The organism is Flavobacterium sp. ACN2 (assembly GCF_002303885.1).
Taxonomy (GTDB): domain Bacteria; phylum Bacteroidota; class Bacteroidia; order Flavobacteriales; family Flavobacteriaceae; genus Flavobacterium.
In genome coordinates this window covers 55,062-80,478 of sequence record NZ_MRCM01000017.1, presented here as the reverse complement: position 1 = coordinate 80,478, position 25,417 = coordinate 55,062, and the positions used below count along the sequence as shown (strand labels likewise).

At 34.7% G+C, this 25,417-nt stretch carries 18 protein-coding genes; 10 read left to right on the top strand and 8 right to left on the bottom strand.

The window, feature by feature from the left end:
* The first annotated feature begins 70 nt into the window (after positions 1-70).
* The gene (locus tag BSF41_RS18810) at positions 71-490 is read left to right on the top strand and encodes a DUF1573 domain-containing protein (protein WP_095931044.1); all 420 of its coding nucleotides are present in this window, start codon (positions 71-73) and stop codon (positions 488-490) included.
* Positions 491-658: 168 nt separating this feature from the next.
* Complete coding sequence (locus BSF41_RS18805) at positions 659-2,239, top strand: murein L,D-transpeptidase (RefSeq protein WP_095931043.1); 1,581 nt, start codon at positions 659-661, stop codon at positions 2,237-2,239.
* A 141-nt stretch (positions 2,240-2,380) separates the two neighbouring features.
* Here the strand turns inward: BSF41_RS18805 and BSF41_RS18800 are convergent, their stop codons facing one another.
* Positions 2,381-2,881 (bottom strand): C40 family peptidase, encoded by a 501-nt coding sequence (locus tag BSF41_RS18800; RefSeq protein ID WP_095931042.1) that lies wholly within the window; start codon positions 2,879-2,881, stop codon positions 2,381-2,383.
* A gap of 216 nt (positions 2,882-3,097) precedes the next feature.
* Here BSF41_RS18800 and BSF41_RS18795 point away from each other — a divergent pair, with 216 nt between their 5' ends.
* The 3 genes from BSF41_RS18795 to bglX all read left to right on the top strand — a co-directional run bounded on the left by BSF41_RS18795 (position 3,098) and on the right by bglX (position 8,303).
* The gene (locus BSF41_RS18795) at positions 3,098-4,198 is read left to right on the top strand and encodes an SGNH/GDSL hydrolase family protein (protein WP_095931041.1); all 1,101 of its coding nucleotides are present in this window, start codon (positions 3,098-3,100) and stop codon (positions 4,196-4,198) included.
* The gene (locus tag BSF41_RS18790) at positions 4,188-5,570 is read left to right on the top strand and encodes a sialate O-acetylesterase (RefSeq protein WP_095931040.1); all 1,383 of its coding nucleotides are present in this window, start codon (positions 4,188-4,190) and stop codon (positions 5,568-5,570) included. Before BSF41_RS18795 ends, BSF41_RS18790 begins: the two co-directional genes overlap by 11 nt.
* A gap of 435 nt (positions 5,571-6,005) precedes the next feature.
* The gene (bglX, locus tag BSF41_RS18785; RefSeq protein WP_095931039.1) at positions 6,006-8,303 is read left to right on the top strand and encodes a beta-glucosidase BglX; all 2,298 of its coding nucleotides are present in this window, start codon (positions 6,006-6,008) and stop codon (positions 8,301-8,303) included.
* A 207-nt stretch (positions 8,304-8,510) separates the two neighbouring features.
* Here bglX and BSF41_RS18780 read toward each other — a convergent pair whose 3' ends face one another.
* On the bottom strand, positions 8,511-8,591 hold the full coding sequence (locus tag BSF41_RS18780; protein ID WP_095931109.1) for a DUF433 domain-containing protein: 81 nt from the start codon (positions 8,589-8,591) through the stop codon (positions 8,511-8,513).
* A gap of 305 nt (positions 8,592-8,896) precedes the next feature.
* Here BSF41_RS18780 and BSF41_RS18775 point away from each other — a divergent pair, with 305 nt between their 5' ends.
* Positions 8,897-9,463, top strand: a complete 567-nt coding sequence (locus BSF41_RS18775; protein WP_095931038.1) for an HdeD family acid-resistance protein — start codon at positions 8,897-8,899, stop codon at positions 9,461-9,463.
* A gap of 140 nt (positions 9,464-9,603) precedes the next feature.
* Positions 9,604-10,560 (top strand): L-glyceraldehyde 3-phosphate reductase, encoded by a 957-nt coding sequence (mgrA, locus tag BSF41_RS18770; protein WP_095931037.1) that lies wholly within the window; start codon positions 9,604-9,606, stop codon positions 10,558-10,560.
* Positions 10,561-10,692: 132 nt separating this feature from the next.
* Here mgrA and BSF41_RS18765 read toward each other — a convergent pair whose 3' ends face one another.
* The 6 genes from BSF41_RS18765 to BSF41_RS18740 form a co-directional block, all read right to left on the bottom strand.
* A complete protein-coding gene (locus BSF41_RS18765) occupies positions 10,693-12,672 on the bottom strand; it encodes a glycoside hydrolase family 97 protein (RefSeq protein WP_095931108.1) in 1,980 nt (659 codons plus the stop codon).
* Between the two features lie 92 nt (positions 12,673-12,764).
* Complete coding sequence (locus tag BSF41_RS18760) at positions 12,765-14,054, bottom strand: cellulase family glycosylhydrolase (RefSeq protein WP_095931036.1); 1,290 nt, start codon at positions 14,052-14,054, stop codon at positions 12,765-12,767.
* A 131-nt stretch (positions 14,055-14,185) separates the two neighbouring features.
* The gene (locus BSF41_RS18755) at positions 14,186-15,376 is read right to left on the bottom strand and encodes an AGE family epimerase/isomerase (RefSeq protein WP_095931035.1); all 1,191 of its coding nucleotides are present in this window, start codon (positions 15,374-15,376) and stop codon (positions 14,186-14,188) included.
* Positions 15,377-15,382: 6 nt separating this feature from the next.
* On the bottom strand, positions 15,383-16,573 hold the full coding sequence (locus BSF41_RS18750; RefSeq protein ID WP_095931034.1) for a glycosidase: 1,191 nt from the start codon (positions 16,571-16,573) through the stop codon (positions 15,383-15,385).
* A gap of 27 nt (positions 16,574-16,600) precedes the next feature.
* Positions 16,601-17,992, bottom strand: a complete 1,392-nt coding sequence (locus BSF41_RS18745) for an MFS transporter (protein WP_095931033.1) — start codon at positions 17,990-17,992, stop codon at positions 16,601-16,603.
* 36 nt (positions 17,993-18,028) lie between these two features.
* Positions 18,029-19,165, bottom strand: a complete 1,137-nt coding sequence (locus tag BSF41_RS18740) for a glycoside hydrolase family 26 protein (protein WP_095931032.1) — start codon at positions 19,163-19,165, stop codon at positions 18,029-18,031.
* 304 nt (positions 19,166-19,469) lie between these two features.
* Here BSF41_RS18740 and BSF41_RS18735 point away from each other — a divergent pair, with 304 nt between their 5' ends.
* The 3 genes from BSF41_RS18735 to BSF41_RS18725 all read left to right on the top strand — a co-directional run bounded on the left by BSF41_RS18735 (position 19,470) and on the right by BSF41_RS18725 (position 25,403).
* Complete coding sequence (locus BSF41_RS18735) at positions 19,470-20,348, top strand: AraC family transcriptional regulator (RefSeq protein ID WP_095931031.1); 879 nt, start codon at positions 19,470-19,472, stop codon at positions 20,346-20,348.
* A 313-nt stretch (positions 20,349-20,661) separates the two neighbouring features.
* Positions 20,662-23,829 carry a TonB-dependent receptor gene (locus BSF41_RS18730; RefSeq protein WP_095931030.1) on the top strand — a complete coding sequence of 1,056 codons (3,168 nt, stop codon included), beginning with the start codon at positions 20,662-20,664 and terminating at the stop codon, positions 23,827-23,829.
* 11 nt (positions 23,830-23,840) lie between these two features.
* On the top strand, positions 23,841-25,403 hold the full coding sequence (locus tag BSF41_RS18725) for a RagB/SusD family nutrient uptake outer membrane protein (protein ID WP_095931029.1): 1,563 nt from the start codon (positions 23,841-23,843) through the stop codon (positions 25,401-25,403).
* Positions 25,404-25,417 lie beyond the last annotated feature (14 nt).

Below are 25,417 nucleotides of genomic sequence, written 5' to 3'. Positions count from 1 at the left end.
CAATTTGATTTTGTCTGAATTACCTTTGTAATATCAATATGAACTACAAACCATTTTAAATATATCAGTTATGAAAATGATCAAAATTTCGATGTTAGCTTTGGCTTTAGGCCTTATGTCTTTTTCTGCAATTGCACCAGTACAATCTTTAGTTTCAGAGAATGAAATTTCAGAAACTACAGCTGCTTCTACAATTGTTTGGAAAGCAGAAACAATTGATGTAGGACAAATTCCACAAGGAACTCCAAAAGCAATTGTTTACGAATTTAAAAATACAGGAAAAACAGCTGTAGTTATTACAAACGTTCAAGGATCTTGCGGATGTACAGCGACAGATTACACAAAAGAACCAATTCAGCCAGGTAAATCTGCAAAAGTTACTGCAACTTACAATGCTGCAAACAAAGGTGCTTTTACAAAAACAGTTACTGTAACAACTAGTGCAGAAACAACACCAAAAGTACTTACTTTAAAAGGTACAGTTATCTAAGAATTTTAATAGGTTGGTTATATGGCGAAAGCTCCAGACATGTAAATTGTTTGGAGCTTTTATTTTTTTATTAATCGTTTAAACTTCAAAAAAATAAGGATTAAGAATTATTGCCGAGAACTTTGTTTTAATAGAATTTTTTCTACTTTTATTCAAAAATTTTAAGCTATGAAAATTTGGTATACGCCTATAGTTGCAGTTGTTTTTTTTGTTGTTTTTTCGTGTAATTCGAAAGCAGATAAGAAAGAGGAAAATTCAATAAAAACTGTTGAAAAAATTCCAGAATTAAAACTTACTATTGATACTGTCCGAATCGCAAAGTTTTATGAAAATTATCCAAAACTAGAGAAATTTAAAGGAGATGTAACTTCTTTGTATCAAAAAAACAAATCGACTCAATTATGGCAGGATAATAAAGGAGTAGTGGAGTTTGGAAATACACTATTCAATCAATACAAAAATTTAGATCAAGAAGGATTGAAAGCTAATTATCCTTATAAAGAAGAACTAAATTCTGTTTTTGAAAGTAATCCAACCAAGAAATTATCCAAAGAAGATACTGATTTACTGCTGTCAAATTTGTATTACTACTATGCAGAAAAAGTATATGCAGGTTTTGATGAGAAAACTAGTATTTCTTTAGAATGGCTTTTGCCTCGCAAAAAGTTCAATTACCAAGTGCTTTCTGATTCTATCTTTAAAAAATCAACCATTTTGGATGATAAGAAAAGAAAGATGTTCAGCCAATATTATAAACTTCGTGATGCTCTAAAAGAATATAGAGAAATTGAAAAAAATGGTGGTTGGAAAACGATCGAAACAGATGAAGATTATAAAGCTCTAAAAGTTGGAGACTCATCAAATGTTGTGGCTCAGATAAGAGAAAGACTTTTTGTGACCAAAGATCTTAAAGAAGACAATAAAAGTGCGGTTTGCGATACGACTTTAATGAAAGCTATTAAAAACTATGAAGTGCGCCATGGCTACACTCCCAAAAACACCATTTTATTAGAACATATTAATGACTTGAATATTCCAGTTTCGGAACGCATTAAAACGATTATTGCTAATATGGAGCGTTGTCGTTGGATTGATCCTGAATTAGAAAAAGGTCAAAAATACATTGAAGTTAATATTCCTGAATTTAAATTATATATAGTTGAAGACGGAAAAATCGCTTTTGTTTCGCCAGTTGTGGTGGGAAGGGCGATGACAAAAACGGTTATTTTTAGCGGGATGATGAGCAATATTGTTTTTAGCCCGTATTGGAATGTGCCACCAAGCATTATCAAATCGGAGATTAAACCCGGAATGGCAAAAGATAAAAACTATTTACAGAAGAAAAATCTGGAATGGAATAACGGCTCAGTTCGTCAGCTTCCAGGAAAGAATAATTCTTTAGGTTTGGTGAAGTTTTTATTTCCAAATTCAAGCAATATTTACTTGCATGATACACCTTCAAAAAGTTTGTTTGAAAGAGAGAGCCGAGCTTTTAGCCATGGTTGCGTGCGTGTCGCAAAACCTCGTGAATTGGCAATAGAATTATTAAAAGTCGATCCGCAATGGAATCCTGCAAGAATTGATAAAGCAATGCACGCTGGAAAAGAAAGCTGGTATACTTTAAAGAAAAAAGTTCCAGTTTACATTGGCTATTTTACCGCTTGGGTAGACCGCGAAGGAAATCTAAACTTCTACAAAGATATTTACGGAAGAGATGAAAGTCTTATCAAATTATTGACTGAAGAATAGAAAATGAATTTCACGCAGATTTAGCAGATTAAAGCAGATTTAATTAGATTTTTTACACTTTGAAAATAAATAAATCTGCATGTATCTGCTTAAATCTTTTTAAATCTGCGTGAAAATAAATTTAGTGTAAACAGAAAAAAACTATTTACTCAAAACATCCACACATTTATAAAAACGTTTGGTGTAGTGTTCTGTATCAAGTGATGTTATAGTTACTTGCTGCGCTTTTCCTGATGAAGCGTGAATAAATTTCGACTGCATTCCGTTGGCTTCACAAATAATGCCAACGTGTCCCACAACATTTCTGTTTTTATATCCGTAGAAAACCAAAATATCTCCAACTTTAAATTCTTCGGGTTTTAAAGTTTTGCCGATGTTTTTATATCCGCTTGAACTTCTAGGAAGCGTCATTCCAAAATTTTTAAACACATAACTCACAAAACCCGAACAGTCAAAACCTTTTTGCGGATTACTGCTCGCGTATACATAAGGCGTTCCTAAATATTTTTTTGCATAAACAATTATAGAATCACGATTAATTTCGGTTGGAGTTTGAGGCAGGTTTTCCTTTTCCTTCTTTTTTAAATTAAAAGAGGAAAATAAAATAAAGGCTGATAGAAAAATAAAAAAATGTGATCTCATTTTATATACAAAAAGGGTTAAACGGTAAAGATAAGCCTTAAATCTAGAATTTCAATAGAATACCATTTGTTTCAATTGTAAGAATTAACGTTCTATCGGCAAAAATTGATGTGTTTATGTGGTGTTTTTTTATTACTTTTTGACATTTTAGTATCTTTTTAGATAATCTCTTTCCAATATATTTGTGAATCGTATTTAGATTTTAACAAATAAATTATGTTTCCCAAAAAAATAGCGCTTTTAATTTCGTTTTTGCTGATTTCGATCATTTCGAACTCGCAAACACTAAATTCAAATAAAACTTTTCTATATCAAGGTCGCATAGAAAAATTGCAGCATGATAATGTCATTCTAATCGGAACGGCGTCTTCTGTTTCTTTCAATTTTACTGGGAATGAATGCTCGATTTTACTTCAAAGTGTAGATGCTTATCAACATCATAATTATGTTCAATTGGTTTTGGATGGAAAATATATTGGGAAAATTAGAATTGAAAAAGGTGCGGTTCAATCTTTTCCAGTAAAAGTTACTTCAAATCAGAAAGAACATCGTTTAGAAATTTATAAAAACACAGAAGCGCATACAGGAGGAGTTTTGTTTGCTGGAACAACGGCAAAGCTGACGTCAATTTCGTTTAAAAAGAAAAAGAAAATCGAGTTTATCGGAGATTCGATTACTTGCGGTGCAGCAAGCGATGGTTCTGAAATTCCTTGCGATAAAGGAGAATATTACGATCACCACAATAGTTATTATGCTTACGGTCCAACACTTTCAAGAGAAATTGGTGTCGATTATTTAATGAGTTGTGTTTCTGGAATTGGAATGTACAGAAATTGGAATGACGAGAATAAAGACGAAGTTATAATGCCTGATGCTTATCCAAATTTGTATTTGACGAAAGATGCTTCGAAACCTAAATATGATTTCGCTTTTCAGCCAGATATTATCAGCATTGCTTTAGGAACAAATGATTTTTCTGGCGGAGATGGTAAAAAAGAACGTCTTCCATTTAACGCTGAAAAGTATGTTTCTAATTATGTAAACTTCATCAAAATGCTTTACAAACATAATCCGAAAGTGCAGATTGTAATTACGAATAGTCCAATGGTTGGAGGAGAAAGAGGAGTTGTTTTTGAAGATTGCCTAAATAAAGTTAAAAACGCTTTCGCGAATGATAAAGCGCATAAGCCTATTCAGATTTTTAAATTCAAACCGATGACGCCGAACGGATGTATGGGACATCCAGATGTGGCAGATCATAAGGTTTTGGCAGACGAATATGCTCCATTTTTAAAGAAGTTACTAAATGAAAAATAATATCTATAAGTTTGTTTTCTTTTTATTGATTTCCAGTACTATGATGGCAAACGTTTCGCTTCCGAATATTTTTAGTGATAATATGGTTTTACAGCGCAACTCTGAAGTGAAAATTTGGGGTTGGGCAAATCCAAAAGAAGAAATTAAACTGGTTTCGAGTTGGAACAATCAGGAATATAAAACCGTGGCCAGTAATCAGGCAAAATGGGAATTAACGATTAAAACTCCAGAGGCTGGCGGACCTTTTACTATTTCGATAAAAGGCTACAATGAAGTCATTTTAAAAAATATTCTAATTGGCGAAGTCTGGCTTTGCTCTGGACAATCGAATATGGAAATGTCGGTAAGTTGGGGAATTGATGATGGCGAAGAAGAAATGAAAAACGCAACAAATCCAAACATTCGATTTTTTACGGTTCCGAAATTAACGGCTACAAGTCCGCAGAATAATTTACTTGGAAACTGGACAGAATCGACTCCGGAAACCATGAAATATTTTAGCGCTATTGGTTACTTTTTTGCCAAACGCCTTCGCGAAGATTTGAAAAATGTTCCAATCGGATTAATTTCTTCGAATTGGGGAGGAACTCCTGCAGAAATCTGGATGCCAGAAGATGTGGTAAATAATGATCCGCTTTTATTAGAAAATGCTAAAAAACTAAACGAACAGGAATACGGACCAAGACAGCCAGGACGTGCTTACAATGCCATGATTTACCCGATTGTGGGATTTAAGATTGCAGGAACGCTTTGGTATCAGGGAGAATCAAATGTGGGTTCTTTGGTTTATGATAAAACTCTTGGAGCGTTAATTACGTCTTGGAGAAAGGAATGGAATGATAATTTTCCGTTTTATTATGTTCAGATTGCGCCGTTTAAAACGGGTTCTAATAATTTCTCAAATGTAACGGTAAGAAATTCTCAAAGAAAATTATTGAAAGAAGTTCCAAAGACAGGAATGGTAGTGATTAGCGATATTTCGGATACGATTGATATTCATCCCAAAAATAAAAAATCAGTTGGAATTCGTTTAGCGAATCTGGCTTTGAAGGAAATGTATAAAACCAATTCTAATTTGGTAAATGGTCCCTTGTTTAAAGAGGTTAAGATTGAAAAAAACAAAGTAATTGTTTCTTTCGATTATGCTGACGGACTTTATTTTAAAGATAAAAAATCGAATCAATTTGAAGTTGCGGGAGCTGATGGAGTTTTCTACCCAGCCGAAGCTTCAATTAAAAATAATGAAGTGATTTTGACAAGTAAAAAAGTTGTAAATCCAGCAAAAGTGAGGTTTGCTTGGGGAAATACAACACAATCAGATTTGTTTAATAAAGCCAATTTGCCTGCTTCTTGTTTTACTAGTGAATTTTAGATTTTAGATTTTAGATTTTAGAATATAGAAAATAGAATATAGAAAATAGAAAATAGAAAATAGAATATAGATTTTAGATTATGATCTGTTTTGTCAGGCTGAGCGAAGTCGAAGCTCCGCAAAGTGAGAGATAAAGTTTGTCATCCTGAGGAACGAAGGATCACACACTTAACTCGACAAAGTTTAGCGAAGTTCTGTACGGAGTTTCTAGTGTGATCCTTCGTTCCTCAGGATGACAAAATAACCAAAAACGCTCTTTTGAAAACGATTTGCGTGAGGGATAGAGGCGGTATCCTTTTGTGAAGAGAAACGGAACAAAAGATAAAGCCGAAAGCCCGACCCGCCTTTTTCGGCGGGACACGCCAAAATAGAAAACCTTAGAATCTTAGTGCCTCAGAACCTTAGAATCTTAAAGAAAAACTAACTAAACCACATATGAAAAATAAACAAATACTAATTATTGGGGTATTTTCCCTGTTTACTGTTGGAAATATGAATGCACAAAAAAAGCCGTATCTGGATAAGAATAAAACTGTTGAGCAGCGTATCGATTTGCTTTTACCGTTAATGACGCTGGAGGAAAAAGTGGGACAGATGAATCAATATAATGGTTTTTGGGATGTTACTGGACCTGCGCCAAAAGGTGGAACAGCCGAATTAAAATACGAACATTTAAGAAAAGGATTGGTCGGTTCGATGTTGACCGTTCGCGGTGTAAAGGAAGTTCGTGCGGTGCAGAAAATTGCGGTGGAAGAAACTAGATTAGGAATACCGTTAATTATTGGTTTTGATGTAATACATGGCTATAAAACGTTAAGTCCTATTCCGTTGGCAGAAGCGGCAAGTTGGGATTTGGAAGCGATTAAAAAATCGGCAGCGATTGCGGCAGATGAAGCTTCGGCATCTGGAATTAACTGGACTTTTGGACCCAATGTTGACGTGGCAAACGATGCGCGCTGGGGTCGTGTGATGGAAGGTGCAGGAGAAGATCCGTATTTGGGAAGTAAAGTGGGTTATGCTCGTGTGAAAGGTTTTCAAGGAGAAACCATTGCAGATTTGGCCAAAGTAAATACGATTGCAGCTTGCGCGAAACACTTTGCTGCTTATGGCTATGTTGAAGCAGGTTTGGAATATAATATCGTGGATATCAGTAATTCTAAATTGTATAATTCGGTTTTACCTCCTTTTGAAGCAACGGTTGAAGCGGGAGTTCGTACGTTTATGAATTCGTTTAATACTTTGAATGGTGTTCCTGCAACTGGAAATGCTTTTTTACAAAGAGATATTTTAAAAGGAAAATGGAAGTTTGACGGATTTGTAATTTCGGATTATGCTTCGATTCGCGAAATGATTGCGCATGGATATGCAAAAGACGAAGCCGATGCAACAGTAAAAGCAGTTATTGCAGGTTCTGATATGGATATGGAATCGTATTTGTATGTGGCAAAATTGGTTGATTTGGTAAAATCTGGAAAAGTAGAAGAATCTTTGGTTGATGATGCTGTTCGCAGAATTTTGCGTGTGAAATTTGAGTTAGGATTATTTGATGATCCGTACCGATACTGTGATGAAAAGCGCGAGAAAGAAGTTGTTGGAAGTAAAGCCAACAACGAAGGTGTTTTAGACATGGCGAAGAAATCTATCGTTTTATTGAAGAACGAAAAGAATTTGCTTCCGCTAAAGAAATCTGGGCAGAAAATCGCTTTAATTGGTGCTTTAGCAAATGATAAAAACAGTCCGCTAGGAAGTTGGAGAATTGCGGCTTCTGATGATACAGCGGTTTCGGTTTTAGAAGGAATGCAACAATACAAAGACAATCAACTAACTTTTGAAAAAGGGGTTGATTTACTGAAACAAAAAGCAACTTTCTTAACTGAAACAGTTTTCAATACAACTGATAAAAGCGGATTTGAAGCAGCGAAAAAAGCAGCAAAAAATGCCGATGTTGTCGTAATGGTTTTAGGTGAATATGGTTTCCAAAGCGGTGAGGGCAGAAGTAGAACTGATTTGAACCTCCCTGGATTACAGCAAGAATTGCTAGAAGAAATTTATAAAGTGAATCCGAATGTGGTTTTGGTTTTAAATAATGGTCGTCCGTTGAGCATTCCTTGGGCAGCAGAAAATGTTCCTGCAATTGTAGAAGCTTGGCATTTGGGAACTCAGACTGGAAATGCAGTTGCTCAGGTTTTATATGGAGATTATAATCCGAGTGGAAAATTGCCAATGTCGTTTCCTAGAAATGTAGGTCAGGTGCCAATTTATTACAACAAATACAGCACAGGAAGACCAATTGACAGTGATAAAAATGTTTTTTGGTCGCATTACATGGATGTAGAGAAAACGCCTCAGTTTCCGTTCGGTTTTGGATTGAGTTACACGAAATTCGATTATAAAAACTTGAAATTGAATAAAACGGCTTTTGCAAAAGGAGAAAATGTTGAGGTAAGTGTTGAGGTAACGAATTCAGGAAATTATGATGGAAAAGAAGTAGTGCAATTGTACATTCATGATGAATTTGCAAGTATCGTTCGTCCAATAAAAGAATTAAAAGGTTTTGAATTGGTTAATCTGAAAAAAGGTGAAACTAAAACGGTAAAGTTTACTTTGACAGATAAAGAACTTGGTTTTTATAACAATGAAGGAGCTTATTTAGTAGAACCAGGAACTTTTAAAATCATGGTTGGAGGAAGTTCTGATAAAGGTTTGCAGAGTGGTTTTGAAATTAAAGAATAGGTTTTTTAGGAGAAAAGTAACAAAGTAACAAAGTTTTTAATCTCGCAAAGGCACAGAGTCGCAAAGATTTTTGAATAGCCCCTAGCTTCAGCTAGGGAATAAGATTTGAATAAGGAAAGGGCTTTAGCCAAACTTTATAGGTTTGGCTAAAGCCCTTTTGATTATGATTATATTTTCATCCAGCTGAAGCTGGACGCAATTGAATTGTTATCTTGCAAATGCTAAAGCAACAAGAATATCTTCTTTATTTAATTCTGGAAAATCCTCAATAATTTCTTCAAAAGCAATTCACATTTTTTGAATAGCGCCTAGCTTCAGCTAGGGGAATAAGATTTGAATAAGGAAAGGGCTTTAGCCAAACTTTATAGGTTTGGCTAAAGCCCTTTTTGATTGTGTTTATGTTTTCTAAAGCTGGACGCAATTGATTTTTTTGTGATGGTAAGTGTTTATATGTCAGTATTTTATTATGTAAAAAATATTCTGGCTTACGCTTTTGTCTTATCTTTGATAGACAGCCATTTAAATGTTTTTTTATTGGCAGTTAAGGTAAGCTGAAAACTTTATAGAGTAAGCATGATTTTAAAAGTATACTTATGGAAAATTCTTTATTTAAAAAAGTAAAAAAAGCTATTGATTACTGGTATATTCCATTATTGGTGGGATTGCTGTTTGTTGGAATCGGAATTTGGTCTTTTATCACACCCGTAGCGGCTTATTTAACTCTTGCATTTCTCTTTAGTGTTTCGTTTTTAGGAAGCGGAATTTTTGAAATCATTTTTGCACTTTCAAATAGAAAGAAAATTGACAATTGGGGATGGACATTAGCATCTGGAATTTTAGGTTTTGTAGTAGGAATATTGTTGATTATTAATCCATTAATTTCAATTACTTTACTGCCTCTTTATGTTGGATTTGTGGTTTTATTCCGTTCAATAATGGCAATAGTTATTGCTTTTAATTTAAAGAGTTACGCTGTTTCTGATTGGGCAAATCTTTTAATATTGGGAATACTTGGGACAGTGTTTTCGTTTGTCTTATTATGGAATCCTATTTTTGCAGGTCTTTCGCTTGTATATTGGACTGCTTTTGCTTTTATCGCGCTTGGAATTTTTTATATTTATTTCTCTTTCAAGTTGAAAAGAATACACGATTTAGATTAAAAAATAAAGATTGGTTTTTAATTTGCTCCCGCAGATTTTGCAGATCAAATGGATTTTTTTAATCTCCTAAATCTGCAAAATCTGCGGGAGTTTTTTGTATTTTTAAAATCTATTAAAACTCCAACTTTTAAATTAAAACAATGAAATATAACAGATGCGGGAAAAGCGGATTGCTGCTTCCAGAAATTTCTTTAGGATTATGGCATAACTTCGGTTCGGTTGATAATTTTGATAATGCCGAAAGTATTGCCATTGAAGCTTTTGATAAAGGAATTACTCATTTTGATTTAGCGAATAATTACGGGCCAGTTCCAGGTTCTGCTGAAGAGAATTTTGGTAAAATCTTATGGCATAATTTTCAGGGAAATCTGCGTGATGAAATCGTGATTTCTACAAAAGCTGGTTATACGATGTGGAACGGACCTTATGGAGATTGGGGCTCTAGAAAATATCTTTTATCTAGTTTAGACCAGAGTTTAAAACGAATGAGTATTGATTATGTCGATATTTTTTACTCACATCGTCCAGATCCAGAAACTCCTATTGAAGAAACGATGATGGCTTTGGATCACGCTGTTAGAAGCGGAAAAGCTTTGTATGTCGGAATCAGTAATTATTCGGCAGAACAGACTCGAGTTGCAGTTGATGTTTTAAAACAATTGGGAACGCCTTGTTTGATTCATCAAGCAAAATACTCGATGTTGGAACGTTGGGTTGAAAATGGCTTATTAGATGTTTTGGAAGAAAAAGGAGTAGGCTGTATTGCGTTTTCACCTTTGGCTCAAGGATTATTAACAGATAAATATTTAAATGGAATTCCTGAAAATTCAAGAGCACATAATCCGAACGGACATTTGAAAGAAGATGAGGTGACACAGGAACGTATTCAAAAATTAATTCAGCTGAATGAAATTGCCCAGAATAGAAATCAGTCTTTGGCGCAAATGGCTTTGGCTTGGCTTCAAAAAGATAAACGAATTACTTCTGTTTTAATTGGAGCTAGCTCTGTAAAACAATTGTGTAATAATATTGATTGTCTTCAAAATAAGGAATTTTCGCAGGATGAATTGAATGCGATTGAAAAGATATTAGCTTAATTGTGAATTGTTAATGCACGGGATTGTAGAGATGTACCGTAGTGCGTCTACGTCCAGTTTAGATTCTAAATAGTTAAAACCCGACAGGTTTCAAAAACCTGTCGGGTTTGTTATATAAAATGGATGTTATTTTTATTTAATAGTCATTGCCAGTCCTCCACCGCTTGCCAAACGATATTTTAACTTGGTTGTCGAGTCAACAGTAATAATCTCTTTTTTATAATCGGTAGCAGCTTTATCAGCATTTACACCATCAGAGAAAATTTCGGCTTGGAATTTTTTGCCTTTTTCAAGGAAAGAAAAATCAATTGTAATATCTCTAGAATCCCAATTTGTAATCGCGCCTAAGTACCAAGTATTTCCTTTTCTTCTAGCGATAGAAACGAATTTTCCAACTTCTCCGTCTAAGGCAACAGTTTCATCAAAAGTAGTCGGAACTTTAGCTATAAAATCGGTGCTTTCTTGTTCCTTCATAAAAGCAGTTGGACTGTCGGCCATCATTTGCAAAGGCGCTTCAAAAATAGTGTACAAAGCCAATTGATGGCACCTCGTTCCTTGACTCATTGGAGTAGAATGACTTGGTTTGAATTCGCTTTTGGTAGCATTTCGCATCGCGCCTGGAGTGTAGTCCATTGGCCCAGCCATCATTCTGATAAACGGAATTGTGGTATCGTAAAGTGGAACATCATCATTTGGGGTCCATTTATTATTTTCTAAACCTTTTACGCCTTCAAAATTTAAAATATTTGGATACGTTCTCTGAATCCCAGTTGGTTTGTACATTCCGTGAAAATCAATAATCAGTTTACGATTGGCTGCTTTTTGGGCAATATCATAAACCGAATTGACCATTTTTGCATCGTCGCGGTCAATAAAATCGACTTTAAAACCTTTTACGCCCAATTTTGCATAATTGTCAAAAACGGCTTCTGTTTTATCATTTATTGCCATCCACGAAGCCCATAAAATAATGCCCACGTTTCGTTCTTTCGCGTAAGCGATTAAAGCTTCCAGATCCACATTCGGATTGTGTTTCATAATGTCGGTTTCTACGCTCCATCCTTCGTCCAAAACCACATATTCGACTTTGTTTTTAGAAGCAAAATCAATATAGTATTTGTAAGTTTGCGTATTAATTCCAGCTTTAAAATCTACATTGTAAATATTCCAATCGTTCCACCAATCCCAAGCTACTTTTCCAGGTTTTATCCACGAGACATCCTTTATTTTGGAAGGCTCGGCTAATTTCTGAACCATATCGTTATTGGCTAAAGCAGCATCATTTTCAGAAATGACAATCGCTCGCCACGGAAAAGTTCTCGTTCCTTTTGTTTTTACCAAATAATCAGCTCTTTCGGTAATTAGTTTGTTGAGGTAATTAAATCCGCCGTTGGTTTCTTGGGTTGGATATTTAGAAAAACGAGATTCAAAACCGGTTTTGTTTTTATTATTGGTTACAAACAATCCAGCATAATTTTCGAGATCAGCTTCTAGAAAAACGGTTTTTTTATGGTTTTTATACTCAATTAGAAAAGGTAAAAACGCCAAAGTATCTTTAGCAAATTCACTTATTTTTTTGTTTTCATAATGCGATTCAAACGAAGAAATAAACTGATCTTTCGGATTTCTTAAATCACGTACATACGGCATCAAAGTATTATAATCCTGATCGAAATTCAAAACGACTTCTTCGTCTTTAACCGTAATCTCTTTTTTCTTTTTTGTGATGAAACGATACGCTGCTCCATCATCAAAAACACGAAATTCAAGAGCAAAATCATTTTTAAAATTTAGAATCAGTTTGTTGTATTGATCTTTAACCGTTTTCTTTTTGTATAAGGGCGTTTCGAAAGAAGTATTTATGCTTTCTTTTTTTGAATTTAAAACTGCTGGATTTTTTCCTAAAACTTCATTTTGATCTAAAGTCAAAGACATTTCAGATGGAGTCAAAATCAAATCTTTTTCATGCGAAATTGACCAAGAGATTTTATCATTTACAGCAATTTTAACTTCTATTTTTCCATTAGGAGAACTAATTGTAAAGCTCTGTTTTTGTTGAGAAAAAGAAAGATTTAGGAATAGTAAACAAAAAAGAATAAATGTATTTTTCATCTGGATATTTTTTAAACCATATAAGTTATATAAGTTCATTTTAATCAAACTTTTAAATGAACTTATATAACTTATATGGTGGAAAATTAATTTTACTTTTTCTTTAATTCTGAATTGTATTTTTTTACAATTTCTAATGTCGATTTATCTCCATTAAAAACAGAATTTAAACCTTGCGGTTCTTGCGGAGGATCTGTTGTTAAAGGGTCACCTGGATTCCATTTTCCAGTTTCGTTTACCGCTTTTCCTTCACCGCCATAACCCCAGAAATTGGCCGCTCTTAACGGACCATTATTTTTAACGCTTTCTGCAACTCTTCCAAAAATATAGCTATAAAATTGATTTCTGTAAACAGAAGAGGCTCCCACATTCAGGTTTTCATTTTCTCTCGGAAGTCCAAATTCTTCAATAATAATAGGTCTTTTCAGATTGTTGGCAACCTTAATATGATCGTCAATATATTTTCCAGCATTTTCGATTGTTGCAGGCATTGTAGCTTCGGCATTATCGGCTTTAAACCAATTCCAGTTTTTAGGCCAGATATGCATCGTCAAATAATCGATATTCGGATTTTGATGCGTTCTTTCGAAGATTTCCATGCTGTCGTTCGAACTATTTTTCCCTTCAGAACCTGTAGAAACCAAATGATTTTTATCTAAGCTGTCAATTAAATCAACAATGTTATTGAGCCATTTCGTGAATTTAACTTCATTTTCTACCGTAAAAAGTCTCGGTTCATTTCCAACCTGCCACGACATAATCGTGTTGTCTTCGTTGTATTTCTTTTTAGAATACGCATTAGTTCTGCCAATAATAAACTTCACATGATTATTTAAAGCTTCCATGCAAGGTTCACAACTATGAAACTGTTCTGTATACGACATAAACTGAGGCCAAGTATTCGGCGGAATATTCGGAACTGGAATTGCTCCTTTGCCATTCCATTCCAAGTATTGCGACATTCCGCCCGACCATTCCCAGTTATTGGTTAAGTACAAAACGGCGTACATGTTTCGTTTACTCATTTCGTTAATCAAGAAATCCAATCCGTCCAATAAATCTTCATCATATTTTCCCTGCTCATATTGCAGTGCTGGACGAACGGTAAAATCATATTTTCCGCCATCGGCACCCACTAAAACACGTAAATTATCGATTCCGTTTTTCTTCATTAAATCCAACTCGCGCAAAAGCCTTTTACGATCGCCTATTTTTTTAGAAGCCAGCATACTTCCGTACCAGTAATTGGTTCCAATATAAGCGTACGGTTTATCGCCTTTGTAAAATTCATTTCCTTTTACGGTGATTTTTTCCTGTGCCTGACAAGCGATTGCAGTAAAAATCAAGGCCAATGAAAGGGTTTTAAAAAATCTGTTTTTCATAATTTATATTTTAAGGAGCTAATCCCGCTATCCGCTGTATCTTTTATGGTGAACCCCACCATAAAAGGATGCCGCTTCTATCGGGGCTAGGACTTTACGTTCTGTAAGACGTTTTGATTTTATTTGAAACCTCAATTTTCAATTCGATGAATAAGCTCCAGACAGGCACGGCTATTATGATATGGGCATTTCCAGAATCCTGCCTTATCTTTTTTCATAATAGCATAATCACTGTAAACTCCCCAATGCCATTCTCCGTTTTTCTGATCGATCATGTGTTTTTTTATGAATTTCCAGTTTCTGTAAACGATATCCAGATATTCTTCTTTTCCCGTTAATTGATAGGCGTTGTAAAAACCAATTAAAGCTTCAGCTTGTGGCCACCAATGTTTTTCAGCAATTAACTCCTTTTTTTTAGGATCATATTCGTACCATAAACCACCATCAGCATCTAGACCTTCTTTGGTTACTTCTGCAATTTGAATGGCATGTTTTTTATAATTGGCAATCAAAGTTTCATTTCCCGAAATTTCGGCACATTGCTGCAAAAGCCAAGCTGCTTCAATATCATGTCCATACGAAATGACATCTGGTTTTTCTTTCCAGTTTTCGTCAAAAAATAAGCGTAAATGTCCCGTTTCAGTATTGATAAAATACTTCTCGATGGTTTCTAATAATTCAACAATATCTAGGAGCAATTTTTCATCTTTCCAAACTTTATATAAATTCACATAACCTTCAATAATATGAAGATGCGTATTCATGGTTTTCTTTTCGTTGGCATCTTTTTCGCTTAAACGCAAATCGTCAATGGGTTGCCAATCTCTGGTAAAAGCTTCAAAATAGCCTTTGTTTATCTTGTCGTAGCTATGTTCTTGAATTTTTGCATATAAGTTTTTAGCGATTTCAAGAGCTCGTTGTTCTTTTGAAATGGCATAATATTCAGACAATCCATAAATCGCAAAAGCCAATGCGTAAATCTGTTTTTTGGTGTCTTTTGGAGTTTTATCCTCATTTATACTCCAAAAAAGACCTCCAAATTGTGTGTCATAAAAATAAGAAGCAAGAAATTCGAATGCTCTTTTTGCCAGTCTTTTGTGGTTTTCGTTTCTAGTGGTTTGATAACTGGCAGAGAACGTCCAAAGAATTCGGGCATTCAGAACCGAACCTTTTTCTGCATGAGCAATTTGATGATCGTTAAAATCGATTTGGCCAACAAAACCTTCATTTTGATCGTCAATAGTACGTTCCGACCAATAGTTTAGGATAGAATCCAGTTCTGCGGTTAGTTCCGATTTTAAAAGCTTTCTTTGTAATGACACGATATTTTAAATTGCGTTATTTTTTTCGATTTGATTGATGATGGTTTGCACTGAACCTGCCGAAATAAAAGTATCTGCTGGAGTATTTATTACATAATCGACAAGTTTATCTACAGATGAAACCGCCACGTGCATTCTAGTATCTGAAGAAGCGTAATAAACGTAAACCGTTCCATCTTCGTCTTCGATCCATCCGTTAGAAAATAAAACATTCGATACGTCTCCAACTCTTTCAATTCCTTCTGGTCCCATAAAATGCCCTGCGGGAACGTATGTTACTTTCGTAATATCATTCAAATCGGTCATGAACATATACAAAGTATAGCGTAATCCTGCTGCAGTATTTCGAACTCCGTGCGCTAAATGCAACCAACCTTTTGATGTTTTAATTGGAGCTGGACCCAAACCGTTTTTCAGTTCGTAAATCGTATGATATTGTTTCCCAAAAATGATTTTTTCGTCTTTTACAACAGGATTGGTCATGTCTTCAACGTAACCTAAACCAATTCCTCCACCACTTCCAACATCAATAAAACCATCTTGTGGACGTGTATATAAAGCGTATTTTCCGTTTACAAATTCTGGGTGTAAAACTACATTTCGCTGTTGTCCTGTGTTCGAAATCAAATCTGGAAGTCTTTCCCAGTTTACTAAATCTTTAGAACGCACAATTCCCGCATTGGCTACAGCTGAACTGGTATCGCCTTTTGGAGCTTTCGGATCTTTTCTTTCGGTACAGAAAATCCCGTAAACGTAACCATCTTCGTGATTAATAAGACGCATATCGTACACGTTTGTATCGGGTTCTTCAGTTTGTGGAATTACGCAAGGTTTGTCCCAAAATTTGAAATTGTCAATTCCGTTTGGACTTTCGGCGATAGCAAAAAAAGATTTTCGGTCAATTCCTTCTACTCGAACAGCCAATAAATATTTTCCATTCCATTTTATTGCTCCAGCGTTGAAAGCGGCATTCACGCCAATTCTTTCTTGTAAAAACGGATTTGTTTTTTCGTTAAAATCAAAACGCCAGTTTAATGGGATATGTGCCGCAGTAACGACAGGGCTTTTGTAACGTTCATATATGCCGTTTCCAACTATTTCTTGAGGTTCGTTTTTTTGCTCAAGCAATGTTTTATGTTGTTTTTCTAATGCCGATTTTCTTTCTTGAAAAGTGGCTGAAGATGTTATCGTTGTCATATCAATTGATTTCTATGTCTTTTGTTTTTAATGATTTTGATCTCTTTTTTCGTTTAAATCTTGTTCTATAATCTGTAATTTCTCTTCTGATAAAGGGTAAAATGCTATAAAAGCTACTGAAATTGCGGCCGCAATTGCTGGCAATATGCTTAACATTAGCTGAATTCCGTTTTGTGCTGTTGCGGTCTGCTCAACATTGGCTTGAAAACCGTAATATCCTAAAAGCCATCCTGCTCCTGCGCCACCAATCGTCCATCCAAATTTTTGCGACATAGATGAAGCAGAGAAAACTAATCCTGTTGCTCTACGTCCTTGTTTCCATTCAGAATAATCGGCACTGTCGGCGTACATGGACCAGATTAAAGGAAAAATACAGCCCGCACAAATGCTGATTAAAACTTGAAAACTCATAATTAAGAAAACATCTTCTTTTCCGAATAAATAGAAAATCAGACTTAAAATTGCTGCCAAAGCCATTGCACCAAAAAAGGTTTTCTTTTTACCAATTTTATTGGCAATTGGTGTTGCAATGATTACTCCGATAATGTTTGCTGCTTGTCCTAAAACCAAATAAATTGAAGTTGGCGTCATGTGGAAATCGGTTCCGAAAAGCGAAAAATCAAAATTTACAGAACTGCTTACATAATATTTGAAGTAGTAAACGGCAGCCCCGTCACGAATAGAATTGAATACCAAAGCTCCGATTCCGGCTCCCAATAAAATCCACCAAGGTTTATTTTTCCAAAGATCTTTTAAATCTTCTTTCAAGTTATTCTGTTCATCTGCAATAGGTTTGATTCTTTCTTTAGTGAAGGCAAAACAAGCCCAGAAAAAGACAGTTGTAATTAATCCGAAGACGGCAATTGTTGCCAGCCAGCCCGTTTTAGAATTTAAATTTCCTCCAAAATAATTTACCAAAGGTTCAATTAGCCAAAGCGCTAAAAGACTTCCTCCAAAAGCAAAAACCATTCGATAAGACGAAAGTGTGTTTCTTTCTTTTCTATCAGATGACATTACGCCCAAAAGTGAAGCGTAAGGAACGTTGATTAAAGAATAAATCATCATCATTAAGGAATAGGTCACATAGGCGTAAATAATTTTTCCTTTTTCATCAAAATCTGGAGTGTAAAAAGTTAAAACTCCAATCACGGCAAAAGGTATCGCTACCCAAAGTAAATAAGGTCTAAATTTTCCCCATTTGCTTTTGGTTCTGTCAGCCAGAATTCCAACAATTGGGTCAAAACATGAGTCCCAGATTCTAGTAATTAAAAACATAGTTCCTACTACAGCAGGCGCCAATCCGAAAACGTCGGTGTAGAAAAATAGCAGATACATGCTAAAGATTTTCCAGAACATAGAAGAAGCAGCGTCTCCAAGTCCGTAACCGATTTTTTCTTTTAAACTAATTTTGTCGTGCATTGGTTATTTTTTAAGGTTGTAATTTATTTGGGGCAATTATTTTAATTTTTTCTGAATGTCTTTTTCAAAGATAGTCTGGTCGAGATTGTAAAAATCGATAAAATCTTTTTCGCTTACTTGGCCTGAAAATGGCGCATAATAATGCATTTTTTGCTCTTTTTCCTGCCATCCGTGATTTCTCCAAAGCAATACATAAGAAATTTTATAATCTCCAATTGCTTTCAGTAAAGTTCCCGTCCACCATTTTGGGTCTGGAACGGCTTCATAACCAGCTTCAGCGAGTGCCATTAATTTGTGTTTTTTTGAGCTGATTTCGTTTAATATTTTAAATTGATTTTGAACTTCAGCAACGAATTTTTCGCCATTTGGATCATTACTGTTTTGGTAGGTGTCAAAACTCAACATGTCGGTATAATCATCTCCAGGATAATTGGCTAGAAAGTCGTTTTCGCTTCCAAAACTTCCTGTGTTATAAACATAAATCAAGTTGTGAACCCCTTTTTTCTGAAGGTAATCAAAAGTGAATTTCCAAGCGGTTTTGAATTCCTCTGGAGTGCAATTTCCTTTTCCCCACCAAAACCATCCGCCAGTAAGTTCATGGAAAGGCCTGAAAAGTATCGGAATATTTTTGCCATTTTTATCCTTTAAAGACAAAAAGAAAACAGCTGCTTTGTCTAGCCAAGAAGTAAATTTTTTATGATTTTCGGCTCCAGGGAGAATCGTTTTTAAAGAATTTGGAACATTATCCCAAGCATTTTTTCCTGTTGCAGGATTGTCAAAATGCCAGCTGATAGTCGAAATTCCGCCTCTAGAATCTGCCTCAATAATATATTGTTTCATTTTAGCAAAAGGAACTCCATCAATATTATTCGGACTGTCATTTTCTAAACCCGCAATATCCCAGCCATAAACCGCAGGATAATCTCCAACAACATCTTTTATGTCACTGCGTCCCTTTTCGTATTTCCATTTTACACCATAAGCCAAGTCGTCTTGATGTCCGAATAAGAAACCTTTTTGAGTTAAAGTATTAAGTTCTTTATATAAAGTTTTAGTTTCTATTGTTGCTTTTTTATCTGAAAGTGACAAATTAATATTACTAGTGCTTTTTTGAGACCAACACGAACTGCTTAGTGCAGTTACAGTTAAAAGCGTTAAAAAATGTTTTTTCATCGAAAAATAAGAGTTGGCTGTTTAGCTAAATGCTAACTAAACAAGGGTTTACGGTTTTTAAATAATAGCATTTCTTCTGTCGAAAATTCTCTATGCGATTAGCGTTAAAATTATTAAAACTATAAAAAGTTATTTAATAAAAAATGATTAATGTTTATTATTAATGTTCTTTTTAAAGAAATGATAAATTAATTTTTTCAAAGATAAACGGATGATTATAGTGTAATTAATATTATTTTATCAATTATATATCATATTATTGCATCAAAAAAAGAACATTTGTTTTCCTGAAATAGTTTTTAAGATGAGTAATACGAAGAATTTTTATAGAGAAATAGCACCGCTTGCTGCGAGTGACAGCTTTTTGGTTTTTGATCGTGTAAAAGATAGTTTTGATTTTCCTGTTCATTATCATCCAGAATTTGAGATCAATTTTATTCAGAATGGAAAAGGGGTTAAAAGGGTTGTAGGAGATAATATTGAAGAAATTGATAATGTCGAGCTGGTTTTGATTGGTCCCAATTTATATCACGGCTGGGAATTGAATAAATGCACAAATAAAAAAATACACGAAATTACGATTCAATTTCATAATGATTTATTTCATGAATCTTTGCTTGCAAGACGTATCATGAATCCGATTCGAGATATGTTTAATAGATCAATTCATGGGATTCTTTTTTCTAAAAAAACAGCCGAAGAATTGATGCCAAGGCTTGTAAGGCTTTCTAAGCTGGATGGTATGGATTATTTTTTAGAGATTACATCTTTACTGTATGATCTGGCCAATTCCAGAAATCAGCGTTTGCTTTCGACTTATACAGTAGACTATGATACTTTTGATGATTATGATAAAATGAAGTTAGTTTACGAATATGTGCAAAAACATTTTGCTGAAAAAATTACTTTAGAAGACGTAGCAAATGTGGCGAGTATGTCTATAATTTCTTTTAACCGATTCATTAAAAAGAGAACCGGAAAAACTTTTGTGAATTATATAAATGACATTCGTATTGGTTATGCAGCGCGTTGGCTAGTAGAAAAAGATATGAGTGTTTCTGAAGTGGCTTTTAAATCTGGTTTTAATAATATAGCAAACTTCAATCGCAGTTTTAAAGCAACAAAAAATTGTACTCCAAGCCAATATCGTGAGGAGTTTTCTGGTTTAAAACGAATTTTATAGTGATACTTTTTTATCACAAGTAAATATTATTTTTAACGAAAACGTTTGATTTTTAAGATTTCATTGGTTTTTATGCATCGTTTGTGTTCTTGAGGGAGATATGATTGCGAATAATTTAAAATTTAGGCGCTTTTATTTTTATATGTGTTTTTTTAAAGGCTTATAGTAAAAATATTATCATTAAATGATATAATACTATCGATTTGATAATCCTCTCTGTTATAGATTTGTTAAATAATTTAAAAGTAAAAATTACCCAGGCATTTACTTTTGGATTATGCAATAAACAAATTTAACTAACCAAACACTTATTATGAAAAAACTAATGACTAGCTTCATTCATTGGAGGGCTGACCACAAAGCCATTCCTTTGATATTATTTTTGTTACTGACTAGTAATTTTATTACGGCTCAGGTAAAGGTTTCGGGAACTGTATCTGATGAAAAAGGGTTATCTATACCAGGTGCCAATATCATAGTTACAGCTACAAAGAAGACGGCTTCAACAGATTTTGATGGTAAATATTCTATCGAAGCACCTGCAAACTCTACTATTTCTGTTTCATTTATTGGATATGTTTCGCAAACTATCAATGTTAAAAATGGCGGAACAGTAAACGTTGTCTTGAAACTTAGCGCAGAAGATTTGCGTGAAGTTTTGGTAAACGTAGGATATAGAAGCGTAAAGAAAAAGGATTTGACAGGAGCTATTTCTACTGTTACTACTAAGGATATTGCAGACTCTCCACAAGTATCTGTAGATCAATTGTTACAAGGACGTGCTGCTGGGGTAACAGTAACGAACAATTCTGGACAGCCAGGAAGTAGTGTGTCGGTTAAAATACGTGGAACTACTTCTATCTCTGGAACCAATGAGCCATTGTATATTATAGATGGTATTCCGATTTCTGGAGATGCTGCCAATACTGCAACTGGAGGTTCAATTGTTACAGGTTATTTAGGATCGAATACAGGAAACGTAACTTCGAGTCCAATAGCTTTTTTAAACCCTAACGATATCGAGACAATGGATATTTTGAAAGATGCTTCTGCAACTGCTATTTATGGTTCTAGAGCGTCGAATGGAGTTGTTATTATTACTACAAAAAGAGGAAAAAAAGGAGCAGGAAAAATCACCTATGATACCTATTTTTCTATTCAAAATGTTACTCGTTTATTAGATACAATGACTTTGAGCCAATACGCTGAACAGCAAAATGCTTTGGCAGGTGTTTATGGTGTAGCGCCAAGAGATGAGTTTGCTGTTCCGTCTGTTTTAGGTAAAGGAACAAATTGGCAAGACGAGATTTATAAAACTGCGATAATGAACAATCACCAGATTTCATTTTCGGGAGCAAAAGACGGTACTAACTATTATATTTCAGGAGGTTATACTAATCAGGAGGGTATTGTTATCGGTTCTGGTTTCAAAAGATATAGTTTTAAAACAAATGTTGACAGCAAACTAAAAGATTGGCTTACTGTTGGAGTGTCTGTTGGAGCAGGTGTAACCAATGAAGATATCACAATCAATGGTGCTAGCAATGGTATTATCAGTACTTCTATTTTGTCTACGCCAGATGTTGCGGTAAAAGATACGAATGGCAACTATGCTGGTCCGCCAGCAGATGGATCAATTGGGGTTTGGATCAATCCAGTAGCTTCTGCCTTGATGAATACTAATAAGTTGATTAAGAAAAATTTTATAGGAAATTTTTATGCTAACTTTAGAATTGCCAAAGGATTGGAGTATCGTTTTGACTTTGGTGGATCTACTAATATAGATAATTTTGAAGGTTTTCAGCCTACTTATAAATGGGGTTCAGCGGTTAGAGAAACCAATATGCTGACAGAGAGAGCAAACAATTGGTATGGACTGAACGTTAAAAACGTTTTAACTTATAAAGTTGATGCTGGAAATCATCATTTTAATGTTTTGGCTGGTCAAGAGGCTAATGATAGTCATTGGTTTGGTAATTCGCAATCTGTTTCTGGGTTATTAAGTAATGATATTCATTCTATTAGTTTAGGAGATCCCGATTCAGTTGTAGCTTCAGAGTATAAAGGAAGTTCTGCTTTATATTCTTTCTTTGGATCTTTTAATTATGACTATGATAATCGATATGGTTTACAGGCAACCATGAGAGCAGACGGAAGTTCTAATTTTGGTCCAGGTGAAAAGTGGGGTTACTTTCCTTCAGTTTCTGGGTATTGGAAACTTTCGAACGAAAAGTTTATGGAAGGAACTAGAGAATATATTGATAATATCAAGTTTAGAGGTGGATATGGAGAGACTGGAAACCAAAATATTGGTGGTGGAGGTTACATGAGCACGGTTCGCGCAATCAAATCGGCAATGGGGAACTTCTTTACGGTTAACAATATTGCAAATCCTGATTTAACTTGGGAAACTTCTAAACAAACCAATTTAGGTTTAGATTTTACACTTTTCAAATCAAAACTTCAAGCGACATTTGATGTATACAGAAAAGAATCTGAAGGATTTTTATTTGTGTTGCCATTGCCTTACTACGTTACTGGTACAGATGCGTATCAAGGAGGTTTAGGAGCGCCAAGTGTAAATCTAGGAAGCTTAAGAAATCAAGGTTTTGAGATGACTTTAGATTATAATGAGAAGTTTGGAAAAGATTTTTCATGGAATTCAAAAGTAATTTTCTCTACAAACAAAAATAAATTGTTGAGCTTACAAGATAATTTCGATTTGACAAAAGATGTATTGCTTAATGATTATACGACAAAAGCGGTAACTAAAACTATAGTAGGTCAGCCAGTAGGTCAGTTTTACGGATATCAAGCAGTTGGTATTATCAGAACCAACGAACAGTTGGCAAATGCACCAATTCCTTTTACAGGAAATAAAGCAGTAAAAAGCCAGTTGGGAGATGTTGAGTATGTAGATCAAAACAAAGACGGTTTGATTGATGATAAGGACTTAACCTATATTGGTAATCCAGCGCCAAAATTTACTTACGGTTTCAATAATACTTTTAAGTATAAAAATATCGATTTAGGGGTCTTTTTGCAAGGATCGTATGGTAACAAAGTAATGAACTTAACAAGACGTGCAGGTACTAAAAATCAACGTCTGTATGAAAATCAATTGGCAGAAGCGGCAGATTTTTGGACACCAGAAAATACCGATGCAAAATATCCAAGACCTGATGGCGGAGACGGACATCCAAATATTGCAATCTCTGATCGTTATGTAGAAGATGGGTCGTATTTAAGAATTCAGCAAGTTACTTTAGGGTATAACATGCCTTCAGATGTGATCTCAAAAGCGAACATTAGTAAATTAAGATTTTATTTTGGTATTCAAAATCTTTACACATTTACCAAATATACGGGCTATGATCCTGAAATTGGGTCATATAACCAAGATCCATTATTATCAGGAATCGATTCAGGGCGTTACCCAACCAATCGTAGTTTCACTTTTGGAATGAATTTAGAATTTTAATTACTACTCTTATGAAAAAATATATCAATATAAAGACCTTAGTTTTATTCTTAACGCTAGGTTTGGCAACTACTTCTTGCAGCGAAGATTTCTTGGATCGCCCATCTGAAGATAGTTACAGCAGTGACCAGTTTTATAATACTGATGAGCAGGTAGCAAGAACCACTTACGGAATGTATGGTGCAATGTGGGCTCCTTATTATACTAAAAACTTTTACGCATTATCAGAACTGTCATCAGGGAATTGTTTGGCTTATGCCGATGGACCAGAGCTGATTCAGTTTAAATTGACTTCTGATAGTCCAATATTGTTAGATCCATGGAGAGCTTGTTTTGCAATTGTAGCGCAAGCCAATAACTTGATTAATAACATTGAAAAAAATGCTACTGCAGAGGTAAATAAGGCAGTTATTAAAAACACTATTGCAGAAGCGCATTTTTTTAGAGCGATAGCCTATTTTTATTTGGTTCGTTTGTACGGACCAGTGCCTATTATTGAAGATAATTTGGCTCTGGCAAAAGATCCGATGGTGAATACCAATAGAGTTGAAGATGTTTATACATTCATCGAAAACGACTTAAAATTTGCGGCAGCAAATCTAAAATCAAAAATTAGATCTAGATCTGCTAGCGGAGAAAATATTTTTGTGTCGCAAGGTTCTGCTGAAGCATTTTTAGCTAAAGTATATTTATATGAGAAGAAATTTGCTGATTCTAAAACAATGGCCGAAAAAGTAATTAACTCAGGTGAGTTTGGATTACTGCCAAATTTTGCAGATTTGTTCTTGACAAGTAAAAATAACAACGAAGAATCTATTTATTCTTGGCAATGGTCTGGTGCTATCAATACTTATGGAGGAGGAAATTTCTCTAATATCCAATATGGTTTAGATATTTTGAATGATAATGCTTCATACGGTGCTACTTATGTGCCAAGTAATGACGTTCAAGATGCTTTTGAAATTGGAGATTTAAGAAGAAAAGAATCTTTTATGATTTATGGAGATTCTTATCCTAACATTAAAGGAGATGGTGTGGTAGGTTTTGTTATGGATAAAACCAAATATCCAGATGTATTAGCCAATACAGGAGCAGCGGTTAAGAAATATGTTGTAGGGCAAGTTACTAGCGAGACAGGTCCAGCTGATGGATGGGGCGGAATGAGTAACTGCAATTACATTATGCGTTATGCCGATCTTTTATTAATACATGCTGAGGCAACTATGGCTGGAGCTGATGAAACTACTAATGCAGCAGCAAAAGAATCATATAACAAAGTGAGACTTAGAGCGGGTCTTGGAACTTTAGGAAATAATGTGCCTTTAACAAAAGCAGCTTTGTTTCATGAGCGTAGAGTTGAATTTGCTTTTGAAGGTGAATTTTGGTTCGATTTAGGAAGATTGCCACGTCAAGAAGCAATCAATATTATTTCTCAGCAAGATAGAGGTTTCGATTCGCAAGGGGTAATACATTATACGCCAACGCCAACTGATTTTATTTATCCAAAACCAGATGTCGAAGTTAGAAAAAATCCAAAATTGAAAGAGGCACCAGTTCCTTACACTTTCAAATAATTTTTTAAAAGTAA

What these genes read in the sequence shown, in the direction of transcription:
- BSF41_RS18810 (WP_095931044.1), top strand. Translation starts at nt 71, where the DNA reads ATGAAAATGATCAAAATTTCGATGTTAGCTTTGGCTTTAGGCCTTATG.
- BSF41_RS18805 (WP_095931043.1), top strand. Translation starts at nt 659, where the DNA reads ATGAAAATTTGGTATACGCCTATAGTTGCAGTTGTTTTTTTTGTTGTT.
- BSF41_RS18800 (WP_095931042.1), bottom strand. Translation starts at nt 2,881, where the DNA reads ATGAGATCACATTTTTTTATTTTTCTATCAGCCTTTATTTTATTTTCC.
- BSF41_RS18795 (WP_095931041.1), top strand. Translation starts at nt 3,098, where the DNA reads ATGTTTCCCAAAAAAATAGCGCTTTTAATTTCGTTTTTGCTGATTTCG.
- BSF41_RS18790 (WP_095931040.1), top strand. Translation starts at nt 4,188, where the DNA reads ATGAAAAATAATATCTATAAGTTTGTTTTCTTTTTATTGATTTCCAGT.
- bglX (WP_095931039.1), top strand. Translation starts at nt 6,006, where the DNA reads ATGAAAAATAAACAAATACTAATTATTGGGGTATTTTCCCTGTTTACT.
- BSF41_RS18775 (WP_095931038.1), top strand. Translation starts at nt 8,897, where the DNA reads ATGGAAAATTCTTTATTTAAAAAAGTAAAAAAAGCTATTGATTACTGG.
- mgrA (WP_095931037.1), top strand. Translation starts at nt 9,604, where the DNA reads ATGAAATATAACAGATGCGGGAAAAGCGGATTGCTGCTTCCAGAAATT.
- BSF41_RS18765 (WP_095931108.1), bottom strand. Translation starts at nt 12,672, where the DNA reads ATGAAAAATACATTTATTCTTTTTTGTTTACTATTCCTAAATCTTTCT.
- BSF41_RS18760 (WP_095931036.1), bottom strand. Translation starts at nt 14,054, where the DNA reads ATGAAAAACAGATTTTTTAAAACCCTTTCATTGGCCTTGATTTTTACT.
- BSF41_RS18750 (WP_095931034.1), bottom strand. Translation starts at nt 16,573, where the DNA reads ATGACAACGATAACATCTTCAGCCACTTTTCAAGAAAGAAAATCGGCA.
- BSF41_RS18745 (WP_095931033.1), bottom strand. Translation starts at nt 17,992, where the DNA reads ATGCACGACAAAATTAGTTTAAAAGAAAAAATCGGTTACGGACTTGGA.
- BSF41_RS18740 (WP_095931032.1), bottom strand. Translation starts at nt 19,165, where the DNA reads ATGAAAAAACATTTTTTAACGCTTTTAACTGTAACTGCACTAAGCAGT.
- BSF41_RS18735 (WP_095931031.1), top strand. Translation starts at nt 19,470, where the DNA reads ATGAGTAATACGAAGAATTTTTATAGAGAAATAGCACCGCTTGCTGCG.
- BSF41_RS18730 (WP_095931030.1), top strand. Translation starts at nt 20,662, where the DNA reads ATGAAAAAACTAATGACTAGCTTCATTCATTGGAGGGCTGACCACAAA.
- BSF41_RS18725 (WP_095931029.1), top strand. Translation starts at nt 23,841, where the DNA reads ATGAAAAAATATATCAATATAAAGACCTTAGTTTTATTCTTAACGCTA.